Here is a 17,543-nt window from a genome sequence, read left to right as displayed (position 1 = left end):
GGCAGCGGCGTTCGAACGGACCGGAGGCGTCAGGCGCCGATGGCGTGCAGGCCGCCGTCGACGTGGACGATCTCGCCGGTGGTCTTCGGGAACCAGTCCGACAGCAGGGCGACGACGCCGCGGCCAGCCGGCTCCGGGTCGCTCAGGTCCCACTTCAGCGGGGAGCGGTCCTCCCAGGTGGCGGCCAGGTCGCCGAAGCCCGGGATGGACTTGGCGGCCATCGAGCCGATCGGGCCCGCCGAGACCAGGTTGCAGCGGATGTTCCGCTCGCCCAGGTAGCGCGCCAGGTAGCGGTTGGTCGACTCCAGGGCGGCCTTGGCCGGGCCCATCCAGTCGTACTGCGGCCAGGCGTACTGGGCGTCGAAGGTGAGGCCGACGACCGCGCCGCCGTCCTGCATCAGCGGCAGCAGCGCCGTGGTGAGCGACTTCAGCGAGTACGCCGAGACGTGCATGGCGGTGGCCACGGACTCCCACGGCGTGTTCAGGAAGTTGCCGCCCAGGGCGTCCTGCGGGGCGAAGCCGATCGAGTGGACGATGCCGTCCAGGGTCGGCAGGTGCTCGCGCACCTGGTCGGCGATGCCGGCCAGCTGCTCAGGGCTGGAGACGTCGAGCTCCAGCACCTTGACCGGGTTCGGCAGCTTCTTGGCGATGCGCTCGGTCAGGCTCGGCCGCGGGAAGGCGGTGAGGATGATCTCGGCACCCTGCTCCTGGGCCAGCTTGGCGGTGTGGAAGGCGATGGAGGACTCCATCAGCACACCCGTGATCAGAATGCGCTTTCCCTCAAGGATTCCGCTCATGACTCAGTGACCCATGCCCAATCCGCCGTCCACGGGAATGACGGCTCCGGTGATGTACGCGGCCTCGTCCGAACCGAGGAACCGCACGGTGGAAGCGACCTCGGCGGGCGCCGCGTAGCGGCCCAGGGGCACGCCGGCGACGATCTCCGCGCGGCGCTCGTCGGTGAGCACCGCGGTCATGTCGGTGTCCACGAAGCCGGGGGCGACCACGTTGACGGTGATGTTGCGCGGGCCCAGCTCGCGCGCCAGCGAACGGGCGAAGCCGACCAGGCCGGCCTTGGACGCGGCGTAGTTGGCCTGGCCCGGCGAGCCGGAGAGGCCGACGACCGAGGAGATCAGCACGATCCGGCCCTTGCGGGCGCGCATCATCAGCTTGGACGCGCGCTTCACGACCCGGAAGGTGCCGGTGAGGTTGGTGTCCAGGACGGAGGTGAAGGCCTCCTCGGACATCCGCAGCAGCAGGGTGTCGTTGGTGATGCCGGCGTTGGCGACCAGCACCTCGACCGCGCCGCCGTGCGCGGCCTCGATCTCGGTCAGCGCGGCGTCGACCTGGGCACTGTCGGTGATGTCGCAGCGCACCGCGAGCACGTCGTACTTGGCCAGTGCCTCGGGGACCTCACCCGAGCGGCTGGTGATGGCGACCTTGTCGCCCGCCTCGGCGAAGGCCAGGGCGATCGCGAGGCCGATGCCCCGGTTGCCTCCGGTGACGAGAACCGAGCGGCTCAACGATCCACCTCTCTCCGTTGTGTGCGCACGCCGTGTGTCCGCGTACCACTCCGTGATGATGTCCGCGCACGTCGAAACGATGTACGCGGTGCGACGCTATCGGTCGGCCCGGCGCGGCGACGAATCGGGCTCCCACAGCGCAGCACCGGTGGAACTGTCGGTATCCGACAATCCGGCCCGGGGCGGAATTCCCGCCGTTCCCCCACGTGGCGGGGCCGTATTGTCGTGTCCACTGAGCCGCACGTCCGGGAACCCGGCGGCGGGGCACGCCCGTTGTGCCCCCTGGTGCGGCACGAGCCGGGGCCGCCGCACCGGGGCCGACCCGGGCCCCACGGCCGGACACGGGCCCCGGCGACGACGATGCGGAGCGCGGAATGAGCGAGGCACAGGCCGGGACGACCCACCGGCGCGGACGACTGGCGGCCCTGGCCGCACTGGCGGCCGGCGCGGGAGCGGTCGCCTGGGCGCTGCGCGACCTGCCGGCGGCGTTCGGCCGGCGGCCGGACGGCGAGCGGGAGGAGCGGCTGCGCAACTCCCCGCAGTACCGCGACGGCGTCTTCCACAACGCGCCCTCCGAGCTGGCCCGGCCGACCGCCCAGGCGGGCATCGACGTGGAGACGGTGCGCCGGGCGCTGTTCCAGCGCGACGGCCGCACGCCGAGCCACCCGGTGCCGACCGTCCGCCCCGCCGAGGGCGCCGGGCCGGCCGCCGAGGGCGTGGCGGTCACCTGGTACGGGCACGCCTCGGCGCTGGTCGAGGTCGAGGGCGCGCGGGTGCTGCTCGACCCGATCTGGAGCGAGCGGTGCTCCCCCGCCGCGCAGGTCGGCCCGCGTCGGCTGCACCCGGTGCCGGTGGAGCTGGAGGAGCTGCCGCAGGTGGACGCGGTGCTGATCTCGCACGACCACTACGACCACCTGGACATGGCGACCGTCCGGCGGCTGGTGCGCAGCCAGTCCGCGCCGTTCGCGGTGCCGCTCGGCATCGGCGCCCACCTGCGCCGCTGGGGCGTGCCCGAGCACCGGATCATCGAGCTGGACTGGAACGAGACCTGCACCCTGGGCGAGCTCACGGTCACCCTGACCGCCGCCCACCACTTCTCCGGCCGGGGCCTGACCCGCAACACCACGCTGTGGGGCTCCTGGGTGATCGCCGGCCCGAACCGCCGGGTCTACTACACCGGTGACTCCGGCTACTTCGAGGGCTATGCGCGGATCGGCGCCCAGCACGGCCCGTTCGACGCCGCGCTGGTGCAGGTCGGCGCGTACGACCCGGCGTGGGCCGACATCCACATGACGCCGGAGGACGCCGTCCTCGCGCACCGCGAGCTGGACGCCGGGCTGCTGGTCCCGGTGCACTGGTGCACCTTCAACCTGGGCCTGCACCCGTGGGCCGAGCCGATCGAGCGGCTGCTGGTGGCGGCCAAGGAGCACGGCGTGCCGCTGGCGGTGCCGCGCCCGGGCGAGCGGGTCGACATCGACAACCCGCCGGAGCCGGACGGCTGGTGGGAGGGCGTCGCCTGAGCCGGACGGGACCGGGGCGCGCCGGGCCCGCGCCCGCGGGGCCGCACTGCGGGCCACGCCGGAAGGAATGCGCTGGCCGAAACCCCTGCGACGGGCCATGATGCCGTGCGGGTACCCCCGTTCACCCGGGGGTCCTGCACCACCGTCCCCCCGACCAGGGAGCCCGATTGCCTCCGCTGCCCCCGACCAGCACGCCCCCGGCCCCCGGCGCCGCCCCGCGCACCGTCGACCCGCTCTTCCTCGGCCTGCCGCTGCGCGCCCTGGCCGACGCCGCCCTCACCCGGGCCCGTGAACTCGGCGTCGACCACGCCGACTTCCGCCTGGAGCGGGTGCGCAGCGCCTCCTGGCGGCTGCGCGACGCCCGCCCGGCCGGCACCTCCGACAGCGTCCAGCTCGGCTTCGCCGTCCGGGTGCTGCTGGACGGCGCCTGGGGCTTCGCCGCCGGGGTGGACCTCACCCCGGACGCGGCGGCGCGGGTGGCCGAGCAGGCCGTCGCGGTGGCCCGGCTGTCCGGCGGGATCAGCCGCGCGGCGGGCTCGAAGGAGCGGGTGGAACTCGCCGCGGAGCCGGTGCACCCGGACGTCACCTGGGTGTCCGCCTACGACGTGAACCCCTTCGAGGTGCCGGACGCCGAGAAGACGGCGCTGCTCGCCGGGTGGAGCTCGCGGCTGCTGGCCGCCGAGGGCGTCTCGCACGTCCAGGCGACCCTGCTGACCGTGCAGGAGAACAAGTTCTACGCGGACACCGCCGGCACCGTCACCACCCAGCAGCGGATCCGGCTGCACCCGGAGCTGGAGGCCACCTCGGTGGACGGGCGCACCGGTGCCTTCGAGTCGATGCGCACCCTCGCGCCGCCGGTGGGCCGCGGCTTCGAGTACCTCACCGGCACCGGCTGGGACTGGGAGGCCGAACTCGCCGAGCTGCCCGTCCTGCTGGCCGAGAAGATGCGGGCGCCGAGCGTCGAGGCGGGCCGCTACGACCTGGTGATCGACCCGTCCAACCTGTGGCTGACCATCCACGAGTCGATCGGCCACGCCACCGAACTGGACCGCGCGCTCGGCTACGAGGCCGCCTACGCCGGCACCTCCTTCGCCACCTTCGACAAGCTCGGCTCGCTGCGGTACGGCTCCGAGCTGATGCACGTCACCGGCGACCGCACCGCCGAGCACGGCCTGTCCACCGTCGGCTACGACGACGAGGGGGTGGCCGCGCAGTCCTGGGACCTGGTCAAGGACGGGGTGCTGGTCGGCTACCAGCTCGACCGGGCGATGGCCGCGCTCAAGGGCCTCGGACGCTCCAACGGCTGCGCCTTCGCCGACTCCCCCGCGCACGTGCCGGTGCAGCGGATGGCGAACGTCTCGCTGCAGCCCGCCGCCGACGGCCCGTCCACCGAGGGCCTGTTCGCGGACGTCGAGAACGGCCTGTACATCGTCGGTGACCGCTCCTGGTCGATCGACATGCAGCGGTACAACTTCCAGTTCACCGGCCAGCGCGCCTACGCCATCCGCAACGGCGAACTCGCGGGCCAGGTCAAGGACTTCGCCTACCAGGCGACCACCACCGACTTCTGGGGATCGATGACGGCCGTCGGCGGCCCGCAGACCTATGTGCTGGGCGGCGCCTTCAACTGCGGCAAGGCGCAGCCCGGCCAGGTCGCCGCCGTCAGCCACGGCTGCCCGTCGGCGCTGTTCCGGAACGTCAATGTGCTCAACACCCAGCAGGAGGCGGGTCACTGATGGCCGCGACGCAGCCCCACGAACTCGTCGAGCTCGCGCTCGGCCTCTCCCGCGCCGACGGCTGCGTGGTGATCGCCGACGAGGAGTCGACCGCCAATCTGCGCTGGGCCGGCAACGCCCTCACCACCAACGGCGTCACCCGGGGCCGGCGGCTCACCGTGATCGCCACGGTGGACGGCGCCGAGGGCACCGCCTCCGGCGCGGTCTCCCGCGAGGCCGTCGTCCCGGAGGAGGTGGCCGCGCTGGTCCTGGCCGCCGAGGAGGCCGCCCGCGCCGCCGGGCCGGCCGAGGACGCCCGGCCGCTGGTCACCGCCGCCGAGCAGACGCCCTCGCCGGACTTCACCGCGCCGCCGGCGGAGACCTCGATCGAGGTGTTCGCGCAGTTCGCGCCCGCCCTCGGCCGCGCCTTCGCCGACGCCGCCGGGCGGGGCGAGCTGCTGTACGGCTTCGCCCGGCACGAGCTGGTCACCAGCTACCTGGGCACCTCCACCGGCCTGCGGCTGCGGCACGACCAGCCGACCGGCATGGTCGAGCTGAACGCCAAGGCCGCCGACCTGTCCGACTCGGCCTGGGTCGGCGCCGCCACCCGGGACTTCGCCGACGTGGACGTCACGGCGCTGCACGCCGAGGCGACCCGGCGGCTCGGCTGGGGTGCCCGGCGGATCGACCTGCCGGCCGGCCGGTACGAGACGCTGCTGCCGCCGTCGGCCGTCGCCGACCTGATGATCCACCTCAACTGGTCGTCCGGCGGCCGGGACGCCGTCGAGGGCCGGACGGTGTTCTCCCGGCCCGGCGGGGGCACCCGGATCGGCGACAAGCTGGCCGCGCTGCCGCTGACGCTGCGCTCCGACCCGGCCGAACCGGGCCTGGAGTGCGCGCCGTTCGTCCTCGCGCACGCCAGCGAGGACGAGTCCTCGGTGTTCGACAACGGCCTGCCGCTGACCGCCACCGACTGGATCCGCGACGGCGAGCTGGCCTCGCTGGTCACCAGCCGCCACTCGGCCGCGCTGGGCGGCCTGCCGGCGCGCCCCGCGGTCGACAACCTCGTCCTGGAGGCGGCCGGGCAGGAGTCCGCGCCGACCCTGGAGGAGATGATCGCCGGCACCGAGCGCGGCCTGCTGCTCACCTGCCTCTGGTACATCCGCGAGGTGGACCCGGCGACGCTGCTGCTGACCGGTCTGACCCGGGACGGCGTCTACCTGGTGGAGAACGGCGAGGTGGTCGGGGCGGTCAACAACTTCCGCTTCAACGAGTCGCCGGTGGACCTGCTCGGCCGGATCACCGAGGTGGGCCGGACCGAGCGCTGCCTGCCGCGCGAGTGGAGCGACTGGTTCACCCGGACGGCGATGCCGCCGGTCCGGGTCACGGGATTCAACATGAGTTCGGTCAGCCAGGCCTCGTAGCCGGGCGGCCGTTGGGGGGGATCGATGGGGATGGACGAGAAGCGCACGGTCAGGACGAGCAAGATGCTCTCGCGGATCCTGCGGCACGAGCCGGAGCGGGTCGGGGTCGCCCTGGACCCGGCCGGCTGGGTGCGGGTGGACGTCCTGCTGGCCGCGCTGGCGGCCAGGGGCACCCGGCTGACCAGGGCCGAGCTGGACCACGTGGTGGCGACCAACAACAAGCGCCGCTTCGCCTACTCGCCGGACGGCCTCTCGATCCGGGCCAGCCAGGGGCACACGGTGGCGGTCGACCTCGGTCTGGCCGCCACCGAGCCCCCGCCGGTGCTGTTCCACGGCACCGCGACCCGGAGCCTGGACGCGATCCTCCGGGAGGGGCTGCGCCCGATGGCCCGGCAGGACGTCCACCTGTCCGCGGACTCCGAGACCGCGACCCGGGTGGGCTCCCGGCACGGCCGCCCGGTGGTGCTGCTGGTGGACGCGGCCGCGATGGCCGCCGCGGGCCACGAGTTCCGGGTGAGCGCCAACGGGGTCTGGCTGACGGACGCGGTGCCGCCGGAGTACCTCTCCCGGCGTCTTTGAGGCGTGTCCGCCGACCCGGTCTCGTCGCCGGACCCCTCCGGGCGTACCGTGAGGTGGCCGTGCGGCGAGGCGCGCGGGAGCGTGGACGAGGGCGGTAGGGACATGGGCAAGAGCACCGGGGCCGGACAGGTCCACCGGATCACGGGGGCCCGCAGCAGCCTCTCCGAGGACGTCCGGGGCCGCCAGCGCCGCTACGTGGCGTCGATGCTGCTGCGGACGGTCTGCGTGCTGCTCGCGGTGGTGCTGTGGGACGTGCAGCGGTGGCTGGCGCTCGTGGCGCTGGCGGGCGGGGTGCTGCTGCCGTACTTCGCGGTGCTGGTCGCCAACGCGGGCCGGGAGCGCGCGCCGGGGCTGCCGTCCACCTTCGACGTGCCGCCGGAGACGCCGCTGATGCTGGGCCCAGGGGGCACCGGTGGCGGCGGGGCGAATGTGACTCACGGTACTGATGGGGCGGGCCGTGTGCCCACCGATCCTTCACAGTCCCGGAACTGAGCGCCCGCTTTGCCCGACTTTCCCTCGTTTGCCTGAGCGGAAAGCTCAAAAGAAGCTCAGATTAATCATGCAAGACCTCCCCATACCCGGTCCCTACCGTGACATACTGCGTACGCGCTCCGCATCCCCCGTCGGAGCGACGGACCGACGCCGGGCGGCTCCCCCCGTGGCTGCCCGGCGTCGCCATGTGTTCTCCCGGACCGGCTCCCCCGCCCTCCTCCGGTCCTCCGCCCCGAGGAACGGCTCCGGAGCGTGACAGACTGGCGGTGACCATCCCCCGCCGATCGCCCACGGATCGCCCGGCGATCACGCGCCGATCCGCTGCCGATCCGCCGCCGACCGCCCCGAGGACGACTCCGATGCTGCTCCCCGACGCCCCCCAGCCGCAGACCCCGATCTGCTCCGCCAAGGGCTGCCGCGCGGACGCCGTCTGGGTCCTGGTCTGGAACAACCCCAAGCTGCACACCCCGGACCGCCGCAAGACCTGGCTCGCCTGCGACGAGCACCGCGAGCACCTCTCCCAGTTCCTGGGCGTCCGCGGCTTCCTCAAGGAGGTCCTCCCCTTCGCCGGGTGGACCCCCGACGCGGACTGAGGCTCCGAGGACCCCGCCCTAGCCCCCGATCGCCGACATCGGGCGGTCGGGCTGGTGGAACTCCGGGCTGTCGATCCCGGCACCGGCCTTCTTGCCCCACATCGCCGTGCGCCAGCGGGCGGCCAGTTCGGCGTCGTCGGCGCCGGAGCGCAGCGCGGTGCGCAGATCGGTCTCGCCGGTGGCGAAGAGGCAGTCGCGGACCTGGCCGTCGGCGGTGAGCCGGGTGCGGTCGCAGGCGCGGCAGAACGGGCGGGTCACCGAGGCGATCACCCCGACCCGACCCGGCCCACCGTCCACCAGCCAGCGTTCGGCGGGAGCCGCGCCCCGGGTCGCGGAGGGCTCGGGAGTGAGGTCGAAGCGGGCGGACAGCCGCTCCAGGATCTCCTCGGCGGTGATCATCGAGGAGCGGTCCCAGCCGTGCTGGGCGTCCAGCGGCATCTGCTCGATGAACCGCAGCTCGTAGCCGCGCTCCAGGCACCAGGCGAGCAGCGCGGGCGCCTCGTCCTCGTTGACCCCGCGCATCAGCACCGCGTTGAGCTTGACCGGGGTGAGCCCGGCGGCCTCGGCGGCGGCCAGGCCGTCCAGGACGTCCTGGTGGCGGTGGCGCCGGGTGAGGGTGTGGAAGGTGTCCGGGTCGAGGGTGTCGAGCGAGACGTTGACCCGGTCCAGGCCCGCCTCGCGCAGCGCCGCCGCGGTGCGGGCGAGGCCGATGCCGTTGGTGGTGAGGGAGAGCTCTGGGCGCGGGTCGAGGGCGGCGCAGGCCTGGACGATGCCGACCAGTCCGGGGCGCAGCAGCGGCTCGCCGCCGGTGAAGCGGACCTCCTGGACGCCGAGGTCGCGCACCGCGACCGTCACCAGCCGGACGATCTCCTCGTCGGTGAGCAGGTCGGGCTTGGCCAGCCACTGGAGGCCCTGCTCCGGCATGCAGTAGGTGCAGCGCAGGTTGCACCGGTCGGTGAGGGAGACCCGGAGGTCGACGGCGCGGCGGCCGAAGGTGTCGAGCAGCACGGCGGTCCCTTCCCGAGTGAGGTGCCGCCTGGTGAGCGGCCGGCCCGGCCACCGTCACGACGGGGCCGGGCCAGCTTAATCGTCGCCTGTCCGTCAGTGGGCGCCCAGCCCGGTCAGCGAGCGGACCTCCAGTTCAGCGTACTTCGCCGGGTCGGCCTCCTCACGCGAGAGCACGGTGCCGATCCAGCCCGCGAGGAAGCCGACCGGGATCGAGACCAGGCCGGGGTTCTCCAGCGGGAACCAGTGGAAGTCGGAGTGCGGGAAGAGCGAGTTCTTCCCGCCCGAGACCACCGGCGAGAAGAGCACCAGCACCACCGAGGTGACCAGTCCGGCGTAGACGGAGCTGACCGCGCCGACCGTGTTGAAGCGCTTCCAGAAGAGCGAGTAGAGCAGGGTGGGCAGGTTCGCCGAGGCGGCGACCGCGAAGGCCAGGGCGACCAGGGCGGCGGTGTTGAGCTTGTCGGCGAACAGGCTGAGCGCGATCGCCACCGCGCCGATGCCGGCGGCGGCCCACTTGGCCACGTACACCTCCTGGCGCTCGGAGACCTTGCCGCGCCGGATGACGTTGGCGTAGAGGTCGTGGGCGAAGGAGGCCGAGGAGGCGAGGGTGAGCCCGGCGACCACGGCGAGGATGGTGGCGAAGGCGACCGCGGAGATCACCGCGAGCAGCACGGCGCCGCCGGTGGTGCCCGCGCCGCCGCCCAGGTTCTCGGCGAGCAGCGGGGCCGCGGTGTTGCCCGCCGCGTTGGAGGCCTTGATGGTCTTCGGGCCGACCAGCGCGGCGGCGCCGAAGCCGAGCGCCAGGGTCATCAGGTAGAAGCCGCCGATGATCCCGATCGCCCAGAGCACGGACTTCCGGGCCGCCTTGGCGGTGGGCACGGTGTAGAAGCGGACCAGGATGTGCGGCAGGCCGGCGGTGCCCAGCACCAGCGCGAGGCCGAGGCTGAGGAAGTCGAGCTTGCTGGTGCCGGTCGCCCCGTACTTCAGTCCGGGCTCCAGGAAGGCGTTGGCCTTGCCGCTGGCGTCGGCGGCGGCGCCGAGCAGGCTGGAGACGTTGAAGTGGTACTTGGCCAGCACCAGGAAGGTCATCAGCGCGGTGCCGGCGATCAGCAGCACGGCCTTGACGATCTGCACCCAGGTGGTGCCCTTCATGCCCCCTATGGCGACGTAGAGGACCATCAGCGCGCCCACCGCGACGATGGTCCAGCGCTTGGCGCCGTCGCCGCTGACCCCGAGGAGCAGGGCGACCAGGGAGCCGGCGCCGACCATCTGGGCGAGCAGGTAGAAGATCGACACCACGATGGTGGAGATGCCGGCGGCGGTGCGCACCGGGCGCTGGCGCATCCGGAAGGCCAGTACGTCGGCCATGGTGTAGCGACCGGAGTTGCGCAGCGGCTCGGCGACCAGCAGCAGGGCGACCAGCCAGGCGACCAGGAAGCCGATCGAGTACAGGAAGCCGTCGTAGCCGAACAGCGCGATGGCTCCGGCGATGCCGAGGAACGAGGCCGCGGACATGTAGTCGCCGGAGATGGCGAGGCCGTTCTGGAAGCCGGAGAAGCCCCGGCCGCCGGCGTAGAAGTCGGCGGCGTCCTTGGTCTGGCGGCCGGCCCAGACGGTGATGCCGAGGGTGGCGAGCACGAAGATCCCGAACAGGGTCATCGTGAGGCCGCGGTGGTCGGTGGCGGATGTGGCGAGCAGGTTCATTCGGCGGCCTCCCGGGGGGCGTGGACGACGGCGCCGCGCGCCTCACGGATGGCGGCCGCAGGCGGGTCCAGCCTCCGGGCGGCGTAACGCGCGTACCAGGCCGCGATGGCGAAGGTGGTGACGAACTGGAGCAGTCCGAGGACGAGGGCGACATTGATGTGCCCGACGACCTTGGTGCCCATCAGGCCGGGGGCGTAGCTGGAGAGCAGGACGTAGAGCAGGTACCAGAGCACGAAACCGATGGTGACCGGAAACGCGAAGCTCCGGAACGAGGACCGGAGGCCGCGGAACTCCGCGCTCTCCTCGATGAGTTGGGTTTCGGTGGCGGTGGTGTCGATCGGCGGCGATTCCACTCTGACTCCTCACTCGTTCGGCGTAGTGGTCGCACCAGTGGAACGATCGGACGTGAGCGGCGTCACAGTCCGGATGCGCGCCGCGCAATGCTAGGAGGGTGGCGCGTAAGCCGAAAGGGTTTGACCGTGACCAGCCAGACGTTCACCCCTCTGCACTAACCGATTGGCCGAAAACCACCGTATCCGGGCAAACGAAAGGGGCGGCACCGGCCATTCGGTGCCGCCCCGACCACCCGTCAGGACCTCTTCGTGACAGGCCCCCCGCGGAGGGCCCGGGATCAGAACGCGATCCGCACCTTCAGCGCGGAGCGGTCGGTCATCGCCCGGTAGCCGTCCGGAACGCCGTCGAGGTCGACCGTGCGGTCGAAGACCAGACCCGGCTCGATGGCGCCGGACAGCACGTCCGGGAGCAGCTCGGGGATGTAGGCCCGGGCCGGCGCGACGCCGCCGTTGAGCGAAACGTTTCGGCCGAACATCTGACCGATGTCCACGCCCGCGCTGCCGCCGTGCGGCACACCCACGTAACCGACCGCGCCGCCGTCCCGGGCGATCGACACGGCGGTGCGCATCGACTCCTCGGTGCCGACCGCCTCCAGCACGGCGTGCGCGCCCTGCCCGCCGGTCAGCTCCCGCACCGCCTCGATCGCCGCCTCGCCGCGCTCGGCGACCACGTCGGTCGCGCCGAACCGGCGGGCCAGGTCGGTCCGGGCGGTGTGCCGGCCCAGCGCGATGATCCGCCCGGCGCCCAGCCGGTGCGCGGCCAGCACCCCGCACAGGCCGACCGCGCCGTCCCCGACCACCGCCACCGTGGAGCCCTCCCGGACCCGCGCCGAGACCGCCGCGTGGTGACCGGTCGCCATCACGTCCGACAGCGCCAGCAGGCCCGGCAGCAGCTTCTCGTCGCCCAGCGCCTCCTTGGGCAGCTTCACCAGGGTGCCGTCCGCGAACGGGACGCGCACCGCCTCGCCCTGCCCGCCGTCCGAGCCGACCTCGCCCCAGAAGCCGCCGTGCGGGCAGGAGGTCTGCAGGCCCTCGCGACAGAAGTCGCACGTGCCGTCCGACCAGACGAACGGCGCCACCACCAGGTCGCCCGGGCGGAAGTCGCGGACCTCGGCGCCGGCCTCCTCGACCACACCGAGGAACTCGTGCCCGATCCGCTGCCCGGCCACCCGCGAGGCGACGCCGCGGTACGCCCACAGGTCGCTGCCGCAGATGCAGGCGTTCACCACCCGCACCACGACGTCGGTCGGCTGCTGGACGACCGGGTCCGGCACCTGCTCGATCCGGATGTCATTGGGGCCGTGGATGACGGTGGCGCGCATGAGGGTTCGTCCTTCGCAGAGGTGTCCGCAGGGGTGGCGCGGACGACCGGAAAACAATCGACCAGATGTACGACGACTGCACCGCCCACTCTATTCCGGCCGGTCCCGGGCAACATTCCGGACCGCGGCGGACCGGGCCCGACCTGCCCGGAGCGCCCTCCGCGACCGCCGACGGGCCGTATTCTGTTGCACCATGTACGCGATCCAGCCCGAGACCCCCGGCGCAGCTCCGCGGACCGCCCCCCTCCCGGCACAGCGGTCCGCCGCGCCCGCCGCCGGCTTCGCGGTGGTGGACGTCGAGACCACCGGCCTCGGCCGCACGGACCGCGTCATCTCGGCGGGCGTCTACCAGCTGGACGAGGAGGGCGAGGTCACCGACCACTGGTACACCCTGGTCAACCCCCAGCGCGACCCCGGCCCGGTCTGGATCCACGGCCTCACCGGCGACCAGCTGGCCGACGCCCCCACCTTCCCGGAGATCGCCGGCGAGTTCGCCGAACGGCTGCGCGGCCGGGTCCTGGTCGCCCACAACGCGCTCTTCGACTGGAACATGATCTCCCGCGAGTTCTCCCGGGCCGGCCTGCACGCCCCGGTCGACCACCGGCTGTGCACCATGGTGCTCGCCCGCGACCTGCGGCTGCCGCTGCCCAACGGCAAGCTCTCCTCGCTCGCCGAGTACTTCGGCGTCCAGCAGCGCCAGGCGCACAACGCCCTCGACGACGCCCGGGTCCTCGCCGAGGCCTTCCGCCCCAGCCTGCACCTGGCCCGCTCGGGGGGCGTCCCGCTGCCGCTCCAGTCCTGCGTGGCCGTCACCGACCTCGGCGAGGACGCGCCCGCCTCCCCCTCCCGGGCCTCCTGGACCGGCGCCGCCTACCGCCAGGCCAAGAAGCGCCCGCCGTGCCCCTACCCCAACCCGGGGCGCTGGGAGGACGGCAGCCCGCTGGTCCAGGGCATGCGGGTGGCCTTCACCGGCGACACCGCCACCGACCGGGAGCTGCTGGAGGACCGCGCCGTCGAGGCCGGCCTGCACATCGCCACCTCGGTGAGCCGCCTCACCAGCCTGCTGGTGACCAACGAACCGGGCAGCTGGAGCGGCAAGGCCCGCCGCGCCCGCGAGCTCGGCACCCCCGTCGTCGGCGAGGACGCCTTCCTCCAGCTGCTGCGCGAGGTCGCCCCGCACCCCGGTGCGTGAGCCCGTTGTGAACAGGGCGTACCGTGCCCATGTGTACCGTTTTCTGCTCTCCCGGCGCTGGCTGATCACCCTGCTGATCGCCCTGCTGCTGATCCCCACGACCGTCCGGCTGGGGTTCTGGCAGCTGCACCGCCACGAGGCGCGGGTGGACCGCAACGAGCTGATCGCCCGGTCCCTCACCGACCCGCCCGTGCCGTTCGACACCCTGTCGGCGGCGCCCGGCTTCGCCGTCCCCAAGGACCTCACCTGGCGGACCGTGACGGCCACCGGGCAGTACGACCCGGCGCACGAGTTCGTGGTCCGCAAGCGGACCGACTCCAGCGGCGACAAGATCGGCTACTTCGTGGTCACCCCGCTGGTGCTCGCCGACGGCGCGGGCACCGTGCTGGTCAACCGGGGCTGGGTGGCCTCCGGCAACTCCGCGATCGAGTACCCCGCCGTGCCGGCCGCCCCGGCCGGCCAGGTCACCCTGACCGGCCGACTGCGCGCCGACGAGGCCGCCGGCGGCAGCATCAAGGACCGGGCCGGACTGCCGGACCGGCAGTTCAACCTGATCAGCTCCACCCAGCAGGCCAAGGACACCGGCGCCGCCCTGCTCGGCGGCTACCTGGAGCTCACCGCCACCCAGCCGGCCCCGGCGGACCAGCCCGAGCTGCTGCCCGAGCCCAACCACTCCGACATCGGGCCGCACATGGCGTACGCGATCCAGTGGTGGCTGTTCACCGCGCTGATCCCGGTCGGGTTCGTGGTGATGGCCCGGCGCGAGGCCAAGGACCGCCGCAAGGAGGCCGCCGAGCCCGAGGGCGTGGCGGTCCCCGTCCCGGCCTGAGCCCGCGCCTGTCCCTGTCCCTGTCCCTGTCCCTGTCCCGCAGTTGCTAGAGCACGTCCTCCAGGTCGCGCAGCAGCCGGGCCTTGGCCCGGGCGCCGACCACCGCCTTCACCGGCTCGCCGCCGCGGAAAACCATCAGCGTCGGCATCGACAGCACCCCGTAGGCCGCCTGGGTCTCCGGATTGTGGTCCACGTCCAGACTGACCACCGTCAGCCGGTGCGCCTCCTCCCGGGCGATGTCCGCCAGGACCGGCGCCATCTGGCGGCACGGCGGGCACCAGTCCGCCGTGAAGTCCACCAGGACCGGCCCCTCGGCGGCCAGCACCTCGGCGGCGAAGGTCCCGTCCGTCACCGCCGTCACTCCAGCGATCCGCATCATGCTCTACCTCTCCCCTGTGTTCCGGTCGGGGGCCGCGGACGCGGCCCACTCGCACTGCGGCGGCTCCGCGGCGGCCCCGGCCGCCAGCGCGTCGCGCTCCCGCTCCGCCCGGGCGAACTGCTCGGACACCTGGGAGCGGACCTCCTGCAGCCGGGCGATGCACTCGTCCAGCTCGGACAGCTTCTTCCGGTAGACCTCCAGCGAGGCCGGGCAGGAGTCGCCGTGCGGATGCCCCGCCTGGAGGCACTCGACGAACGGCCTGGTCTCCTCCAGCCCGAAGCCGAAGTCCTGGAGGGTGCGGATCTGCCGGAGCAGCCGCACGTCCTCCTCCCCGTACGCGCGGTACCCGTTGCCGGCCCGACGGGCCGGGAGCAGCCCGAGCTGCTCGTAGTACCGCAGTGCCCGGGTGGTCGTCCCCGCCCGCTTCGCCAGTTCACCGATCCGCATGTCCGGACCCTGCCCTTCCGGCAGCCGTCCGAACGCCGCCGGGACCGACGGTAGACCTTGACGCCGACGTCAACGCCAGTGGCTGCGTCCGCGTCGGCGCCGGCGGACGGCCGCGGCGAGGGCGCCGGTGGCCGACCCCGCCGCGCCCGCTACCTCCGGCCCGGGCCCACCCGGCAGGATGTCCCCATGGATCTTGGACTGCAGCACAAGGTGTACGTGGTCACCGGGGCGACCCGGGGCCTGGGCCTGGCCACCGCCCGCGAACTCGCCGCCGACGGCGCCCGGGTGCTGGTCACCGGTCGCGGCGCCGCCGCCGTCGACGCCGCCGTGGCCGAGCTCGCCGCCCTCGGCGACGGGCCGGACGCGGTGCACGGACTGGTCGCCGACAACGCCGACCCGGGCACCGCCGAACGGCTGGTCAGCACGGCCGTCGAACACTTCGGCCGCCTCGACGGCATCCTGATCAGTGTCGGCGGACCGCAGGCCGGACCGGTCGCCACCGCCCCCGAGGACGCCTGGCGGGACGCCTTCGAGTCGGTCTTCCTCGGCGCCCTGCGGATCGCCCGCGCCGCCGCCGCGACCCTGGGCCAGGGCGGGGTGATCGGCTTCGTGCTCTCCGGGTCGGTCCGCCAGCCCATTCCCGGCCTCGGCATCTCCAACGGCCTGCGCCCGGGCCTGGCGATGGCCGCCAAGTCGCTGGCCGACGAGCTCGGGCCGCGCGGCATCCGGGTGGTGGGCCTGCTCCCGGCCCGGATCGACACCGACCGGGTCCGGGAGCTCGACGCGCTCGGCGGCGACCCGGAGGCCTCCCGCGCCCACCACAGCGCCGCGATCCCGCTCGGCCGCTACGGCACCCCGGAGGAGTTCGGCAAGGTCGCCGCGTTCCTGCTCTCCCCCGCCGCCTCCTACCTCACCGGGGTGATGGTCCCGGTCGACGGCGGCGCCCTGCGCGGCCTCTGAGCCGCCGGGACGTCCCGGGGAGCGTCCCGGGGGTCAGACCACGCGCGGCCGCTTGTGCCGCCGGTGCTGACGCCCGGTGACCTCCGGCCGGGCCGCGACCACCCGGATCCGCAGCTCCGCCGGCAGCTCCGGCAGCCCCAGACTGGCCCGCGCCCCGGTGCGCGGGCCGGTCTCGAAGTGCTCGGCGAGCGCGGCCGGATCACCGCCCGGGGTCATCCGCACGGCCGCCCGCAGCCGGGGGTGCCGCCGTCCGCGCACCAGCCGGACGCCCACCCGCTCGACCTCCGGCAGGACGACCGCGCCGCTCTCCACCGCCTCCTCCAGGGCCCTGGTCCGCAGCCGCAGCCGCAGCCCGGACACCCCCGGCGTCGGCAGCAGGACGGTCGCCGGGCCGCTGCGGCGCAACTGCGCCAGCAGCCACCAGCCGATGCCCAGGACGAGCAGGGAGAGGCCCCCGATCACCACCGGCCACCACCAGGACCGGTCCTCCCAGCGGGTGCGCGCGCGGACGCCGAGCACCGGCCGGTCGGGCGAGGCGAGCGGCCACCGGGACGGTGGGTCCAGGCCGAGGCGCCGGTAGAGATCGAGCCCGCCGAGCAGCACCAGCAGCCCGGCCACCAGCAGCACCGCCCCCACCACCCCCAGCAGCAGCCGGTTGACCGCGGTCCGGCTCACTCGCCACCACCGCCCCGCGCCGGACCCTCGGGCGCAGTGCCCTCGGGCGCACCGCCCTTTGCCGCACTGCCTCTTGCCGCACTGCCCTCCCGCACCGGCTCCTCCTGCCGCACCGGCTGCTCGTCCGGCACCGGCTGCTCCTGCGGCACCGACTCCTCCTCCGACACCGGAGCGGCACCGGCCCGCCGTCCGCGGCCCGCCGTCCGCACGTCCAGCCGCAGCGGCCCGGCCAGGGTGACCGCCGCCAGCTCCGCGCGCAGCTGCCGCTGCACCGAGGCCGGATCGGCCGGCCCGACCAGCGCGATCCGCACCCGGCGCCGGTTGATCCGCACCTTGAGGTGCTCGACACCCGGCAGCACGGCCGCCCGGTCGGCCAGCAGGGCGGCCACCCCGGCCCGGTCGATGGCCGCCGCGGTGTCCCCGTGCGGGCGCAGCGGCAGCCAGCGGCCGAGGCCGGGGGCCAGCGCCAGCCACAGCAGCCAGCCGCCGAGCAGCGTCGCCGCCCCGGCGCCGAGCAGAACCGCGAGATCGTCCGGATGCCGGGCTGCCAGTTCGTCGGCGAGGTCGGTGCGCCACTGCCGGGCCGGCTGCCCGGCCCGGACGGCCACCACGTCGTACAGCAGCGCCACGGCCAGGATCAGCAGCACGGTGGCCACCACGACGGCGGCCGTGGTGCGCGGCGCGCGCAGTCGGGGCACCTTCGGCGCCGGTTCGGCGGCCGGGTCCGCCGGGGTGTCCCCGGCCAACGGCTCGCCGCCCCCTCCGCTCATGCCCGCCCCTCCGGGCCCTGACGGCCGGGCCGTCGCACGACGAGGTCCGCCCGCCCCA

General features: G+C 73.9%; 19 protein-coding genes. 9 read left to right on the top strand and 10 right to left on the bottom strand.

All coding sequences use genetic code 11. The features are described 5' to 3' along the window. Positions 1 to 29: 29 nt before the first annotated feature. Positions 30 to 797: an enoyl-ACP reductase FabI gene (gene fabI, locus BI06_RS44465; protein WP_030398255.1), complete on the bottom strand. Its 768-nt coding sequence runs from the start codon at positions 795 to 797 to the stop codon at positions 30 to 32. A 3-nt stretch (positions 798 to 800) separates the two neighbouring features. After that, positions 801 to 1,523 carry a 3-oxoacyl-[acyl-carrier-protein] reductase gene (fabG, locus tag BI06_RS44460; RefSeq protein WP_030398256.1) on the bottom strand — a complete coding sequence of 241 codons (723 nt, stop codon included), beginning with the start codon at positions 1,521 to 1,523 and terminating at the stop codon, positions 801 to 803. A 374-nt stretch (positions 1,524 to 1,897) separates the two neighbouring features. Here fabG and BI06_RS44455 point away from each other — a divergent pair, with 374 nt between their 5' ends. The 6 genes from BI06_RS44455 (at position 1,898) to BI06_RS44430 (ending at position 7,846) form a co-directional block, all read left to right on the top strand. Continuing rightward, positions 1,898 to 3,043 carry an MBL fold metallo-hydrolase gene (locus BI06_RS44455; RefSeq protein ID WP_030398257.1) on the top strand — a complete coding sequence of 382 codons (1,146 nt, stop codon included), beginning with the start codon at positions 1,898 to 1,900 and terminating at the stop codon, positions 3,041 to 3,043. Between the two features lie 176 nt (positions 3,044 to 3,219). Beyond that, positions 3,220 to 4,779, top strand: a complete 1,560-nt coding sequence (locus BI06_RS44450; protein ID WP_051743057.1) for a TldD/PmbA family protein — start codon at positions 3,220 to 3,222, stop codon at positions 4,777 to 4,779. Continuing rightward, the gene (locus tag BI06_RS44445) at positions 4,779 to 6,182 is read left to right on the top strand and encodes a metallopeptidase TldD-related protein (RefSeq protein ID WP_043478641.1); all 1,404 of its coding nucleotides are present in this window, start codon (positions 4,779 to 4,781) and stop codon (positions 6,180 to 6,182) included. The genes BI06_RS44450 and BI06_RS44445 overlap by 1 nt, the downstream gene beginning before the upstream one ends. Positions 6,183 to 6,212: 30 nt before the next feature. Then, on the top strand, positions 6,213 to 6,761 hold the full coding sequence (locus tag BI06_RS44440; RefSeq protein WP_043478637.1) for an RNA 2'-phosphotransferase: 549 nt from the start codon (positions 6,213 to 6,215) through the stop codon (positions 6,759 to 6,761). Positions 6,762 to 6,863: 102 nt separating this feature from the next. Continuing rightward, on the top strand, positions 6,864 to 7,253 hold the full coding sequence (locus BI06_RS44435; RefSeq protein WP_043478634.1) for a DUF3099 domain-containing protein: 390 nt from the start codon (positions 6,864 to 6,866) through the stop codon (positions 7,251 to 7,253). Positions 7,254 to 7,612: 359 nt separating this feature from the next. Next, positions 7,613 to 7,846 (top strand): hypothetical protein, encoded by a 234-nt coding sequence (locus BI06_RS44430; RefSeq protein WP_043478631.1) that lies wholly within the window; start codon positions 7,613 to 7,615, stop codon positions 7,844 to 7,846. Positions 7,847 to 7,864: 18 nt separating this feature from the next. Here the strand turns inward: BI06_RS44430 and moaA are convergent, their stop codons facing one another. From moaA to BI06_RS44410, 4 genes are all read right to left on the bottom strand, one after another. After that, the gene (gene moaA / locus BI06_RS44425; protein WP_030398263.1) at positions 7,865 to 8,854 is read right to left on the bottom strand and encodes a GTP 3',8-cyclase MoaA; all 990 of its coding nucleotides are present in this window, start codon (positions 8,852 to 8,854) and stop codon (positions 7,865 to 7,867) included. A gap of 93 nt (positions 8,855 to 8,947) precedes the next feature. Beyond that, entirely contained in the window at positions 8,948 to 10,558 is a 1,611-nt protein-coding gene (locus tag BI06_RS44420) for a cation acetate symporter (protein ID WP_030398264.1), read from the bottom strand. Next, on the bottom strand, positions 10,555 to 10,911 hold the full coding sequence (locus BI06_RS44415; protein ID WP_045940051.1) for a DUF485 domain-containing protein: 357 nt from the start codon (positions 10,909 to 10,911) through the stop codon (positions 10,555 to 10,557). Before BI06_RS44415 ends, BI06_RS44420 begins: the two co-directional genes overlap by 4 nt. Before the next feature lie 278 nt (positions 10,912 to 11,189). After that, positions 11,190 to 12,233 (bottom strand): zinc-dependent alcohol dehydrogenase family protein, encoded by a 1,044-nt coding sequence (locus BI06_RS44410; protein WP_043478627.1) that lies wholly within the window; start codon positions 12,231 to 12,233, stop codon positions 11,190 to 11,192. Positions 12,234 to 12,426: 193 nt separating this feature from the next. Here BI06_RS44410 and BI06_RS44405 point away from each other — a divergent pair, with 193 nt between their 5' ends. Continuing rightward, positions 12,427 to 13,425, top strand: a complete 999-nt coding sequence (locus BI06_RS44405; protein WP_030398267.1) for a DEDDh family exonuclease — start codon at positions 12,427 to 12,429, stop codon at positions 13,423 to 13,425. 31 nt (positions 13,426 to 13,456) lie between these two features. Then, on the top strand, positions 13,457 to 14,254 hold the full coding sequence (locus BI06_RS44400) for an SURF1 family protein (protein WP_043478623.1): 798 nt from the start codon (positions 13,457 to 13,459) through the stop codon (positions 14,252 to 14,254). Positions 14,255 to 14,300: 46 nt separating this feature from the next. On the opposite strand, the gene trxA is transcribed toward BI06_RS44400, so the two are convergent. Together trxA and BI06_RS44390 are read right to left on the bottom strand one after the other, a co-directional pair. Continuing rightward, positions 14,301 to 14,633, bottom strand: a complete 333-nt coding sequence (gene trxA / locus BI06_RS44395; RefSeq protein ID WP_030398269.1) for a thioredoxin — start codon at positions 14,631 to 14,633, stop codon at positions 14,301 to 14,303. 3 nt (positions 14,634 to 14,636) lie between these two features. Continuing rightward, entirely contained in the window at positions 14,637 to 15,080 is a 444-nt protein-coding gene (locus BI06_RS44390) for a MerR family transcriptional regulator (protein WP_045940049.1), read from the bottom strand. A 186-nt stretch (positions 15,081 to 15,266) separates the two neighbouring features. Here BI06_RS44390 and BI06_RS44385 point away from each other — a divergent pair, with 186 nt between their 5' ends. Further along, positions 15,267 to 16,040, top strand: coding sequence for an SDR family oxidoreductase (locus BI06_RS44385; protein ID WP_043478620.1), 774 nt, complete (start codon positions 15,267 to 15,269; stop codon positions 16,038 to 16,040). Positions 16,041 to 16,073: 33 nt separating this feature from the next. Here the strand turns inward: BI06_RS44385 and BI06_RS44380 are convergent, their stop codons facing one another. Together BI06_RS44380 and BI06_RS44375 are read right to left on the bottom strand one after the other, a co-directional pair. Then, on the bottom strand, positions 16,074 to 16,715 hold the full coding sequence (locus tag BI06_RS44380) for a hypothetical protein (protein WP_051743050.1): 642 nt from the start codon (positions 16,713 to 16,715) through the stop codon (positions 16,074 to 16,076). Then, positions 16,712 to 17,485 (bottom strand): DUF6286 domain-containing protein, encoded by a 774-nt coding sequence (locus BI06_RS44375; RefSeq protein ID WP_051743049.1) that lies wholly within the window; start codon positions 17,483 to 17,485, stop codon positions 16,712 to 16,714. The genes BI06_RS44380 and BI06_RS44375 overlap by 4 nt, the downstream gene beginning before the upstream one ends. Positions 17,486 to 17,543 lie beyond the last annotated feature (58 nt).

It is taken from the genome of Kitasatospora sp. MBT66 (assembly GCF_000710405.2).
Taxonomy (GTDB): domain Bacteria; phylum Actinomycetota; class Actinomycetes; order Streptomycetales; family Streptomycetaceae; genus Kitasatospora; species Kitasatospora purpeofusca.
Note: the sequence above shows the minus strand (reverse complement) of the source record. Positions and strands in the feature narration are given on the sequence as shown.

Coding starts and splice junctions, on each gene's coding strand:
- BI06_RS44410 (WP_043478627.1), bottom strand. CDS start 12,233: ATGCGCGCCACCGTCATCCACGGCCCCAATGACATCCGGATCGAGCAG.
- fabI (WP_030398255.1), bottom strand. CDS start 797: ATGAGCGGAATCCTTGAGGGAAAGCGCATTCTGATCACGGGTGTGCTG.
- BI06_RS44430 (WP_043478631.1), top strand. CDS start 7,613: ATGCTGCTCCCCGACGCCCCCCAGCCGCAGACCCCGATCTGCTCCGCC.
- BI06_RS44405 (WP_030398267.1), top strand. CDS start 12,427: ATGTACGCGATCCAGCCCGAGACCCCCGGCGCAGCTCCGCGGACCGCC.
- trxA (WP_030398269.1), bottom strand. CDS start 14,633: ATGATGCGGATCGCTGGAGTGACGGCGGTGACGGACGGGACCTTCGCC.
- BI06_RS44390 (WP_045940049.1), bottom strand. CDS start 15,080: ATGCGGATCGGTGAACTGGCGAAGCGGGCGGGGACGACCACCCGGGCA.
- BI06_RS44455 (WP_030398257.1), top strand. CDS start 1,898: ATGAGCGAGGCACAGGCCGGGACGACCCACCGGCGCGGACGACTGGCG.
- BI06_RS44445 (WP_043478641.1), top strand. CDS start 4,779: ATGGCCGCGACGCAGCCCCACGAACTCGTCGAGCTCGCGCTCGGCCTC.
- BI06_RS44385 (WP_043478620.1), top strand. CDS start 15,267: ATGGATCTTGGACTGCAGCACAAGGTGTACGTGGTCACCGGGGCGACC.
- BI06_RS44435 (WP_043478634.1), top strand. CDS start 6,864: ATGGGCAAGAGCACCGGGGCCGGACAGGTCCACCGGATCACGGGGGCC.
- BI06_RS44375 (WP_051743049.1), bottom strand. CDS start 17,485: ATGAGCGGAGGGGGCGGCGAGCCGTTGGCCGGGGACACCCCGGCGGAC.
- BI06_RS44420 (WP_030398264.1), bottom strand. CDS start 10,558: ATGAACCTGCTCGCCACATCCGCCACCGACCACCGCGGCCTCACGATG.
- BI06_RS44440 (WP_043478637.1), top strand. CDS start 6,213: ATGGACGAGAAGCGCACGGTCAGGACGAGCAAGATGCTCTCGCGGATC.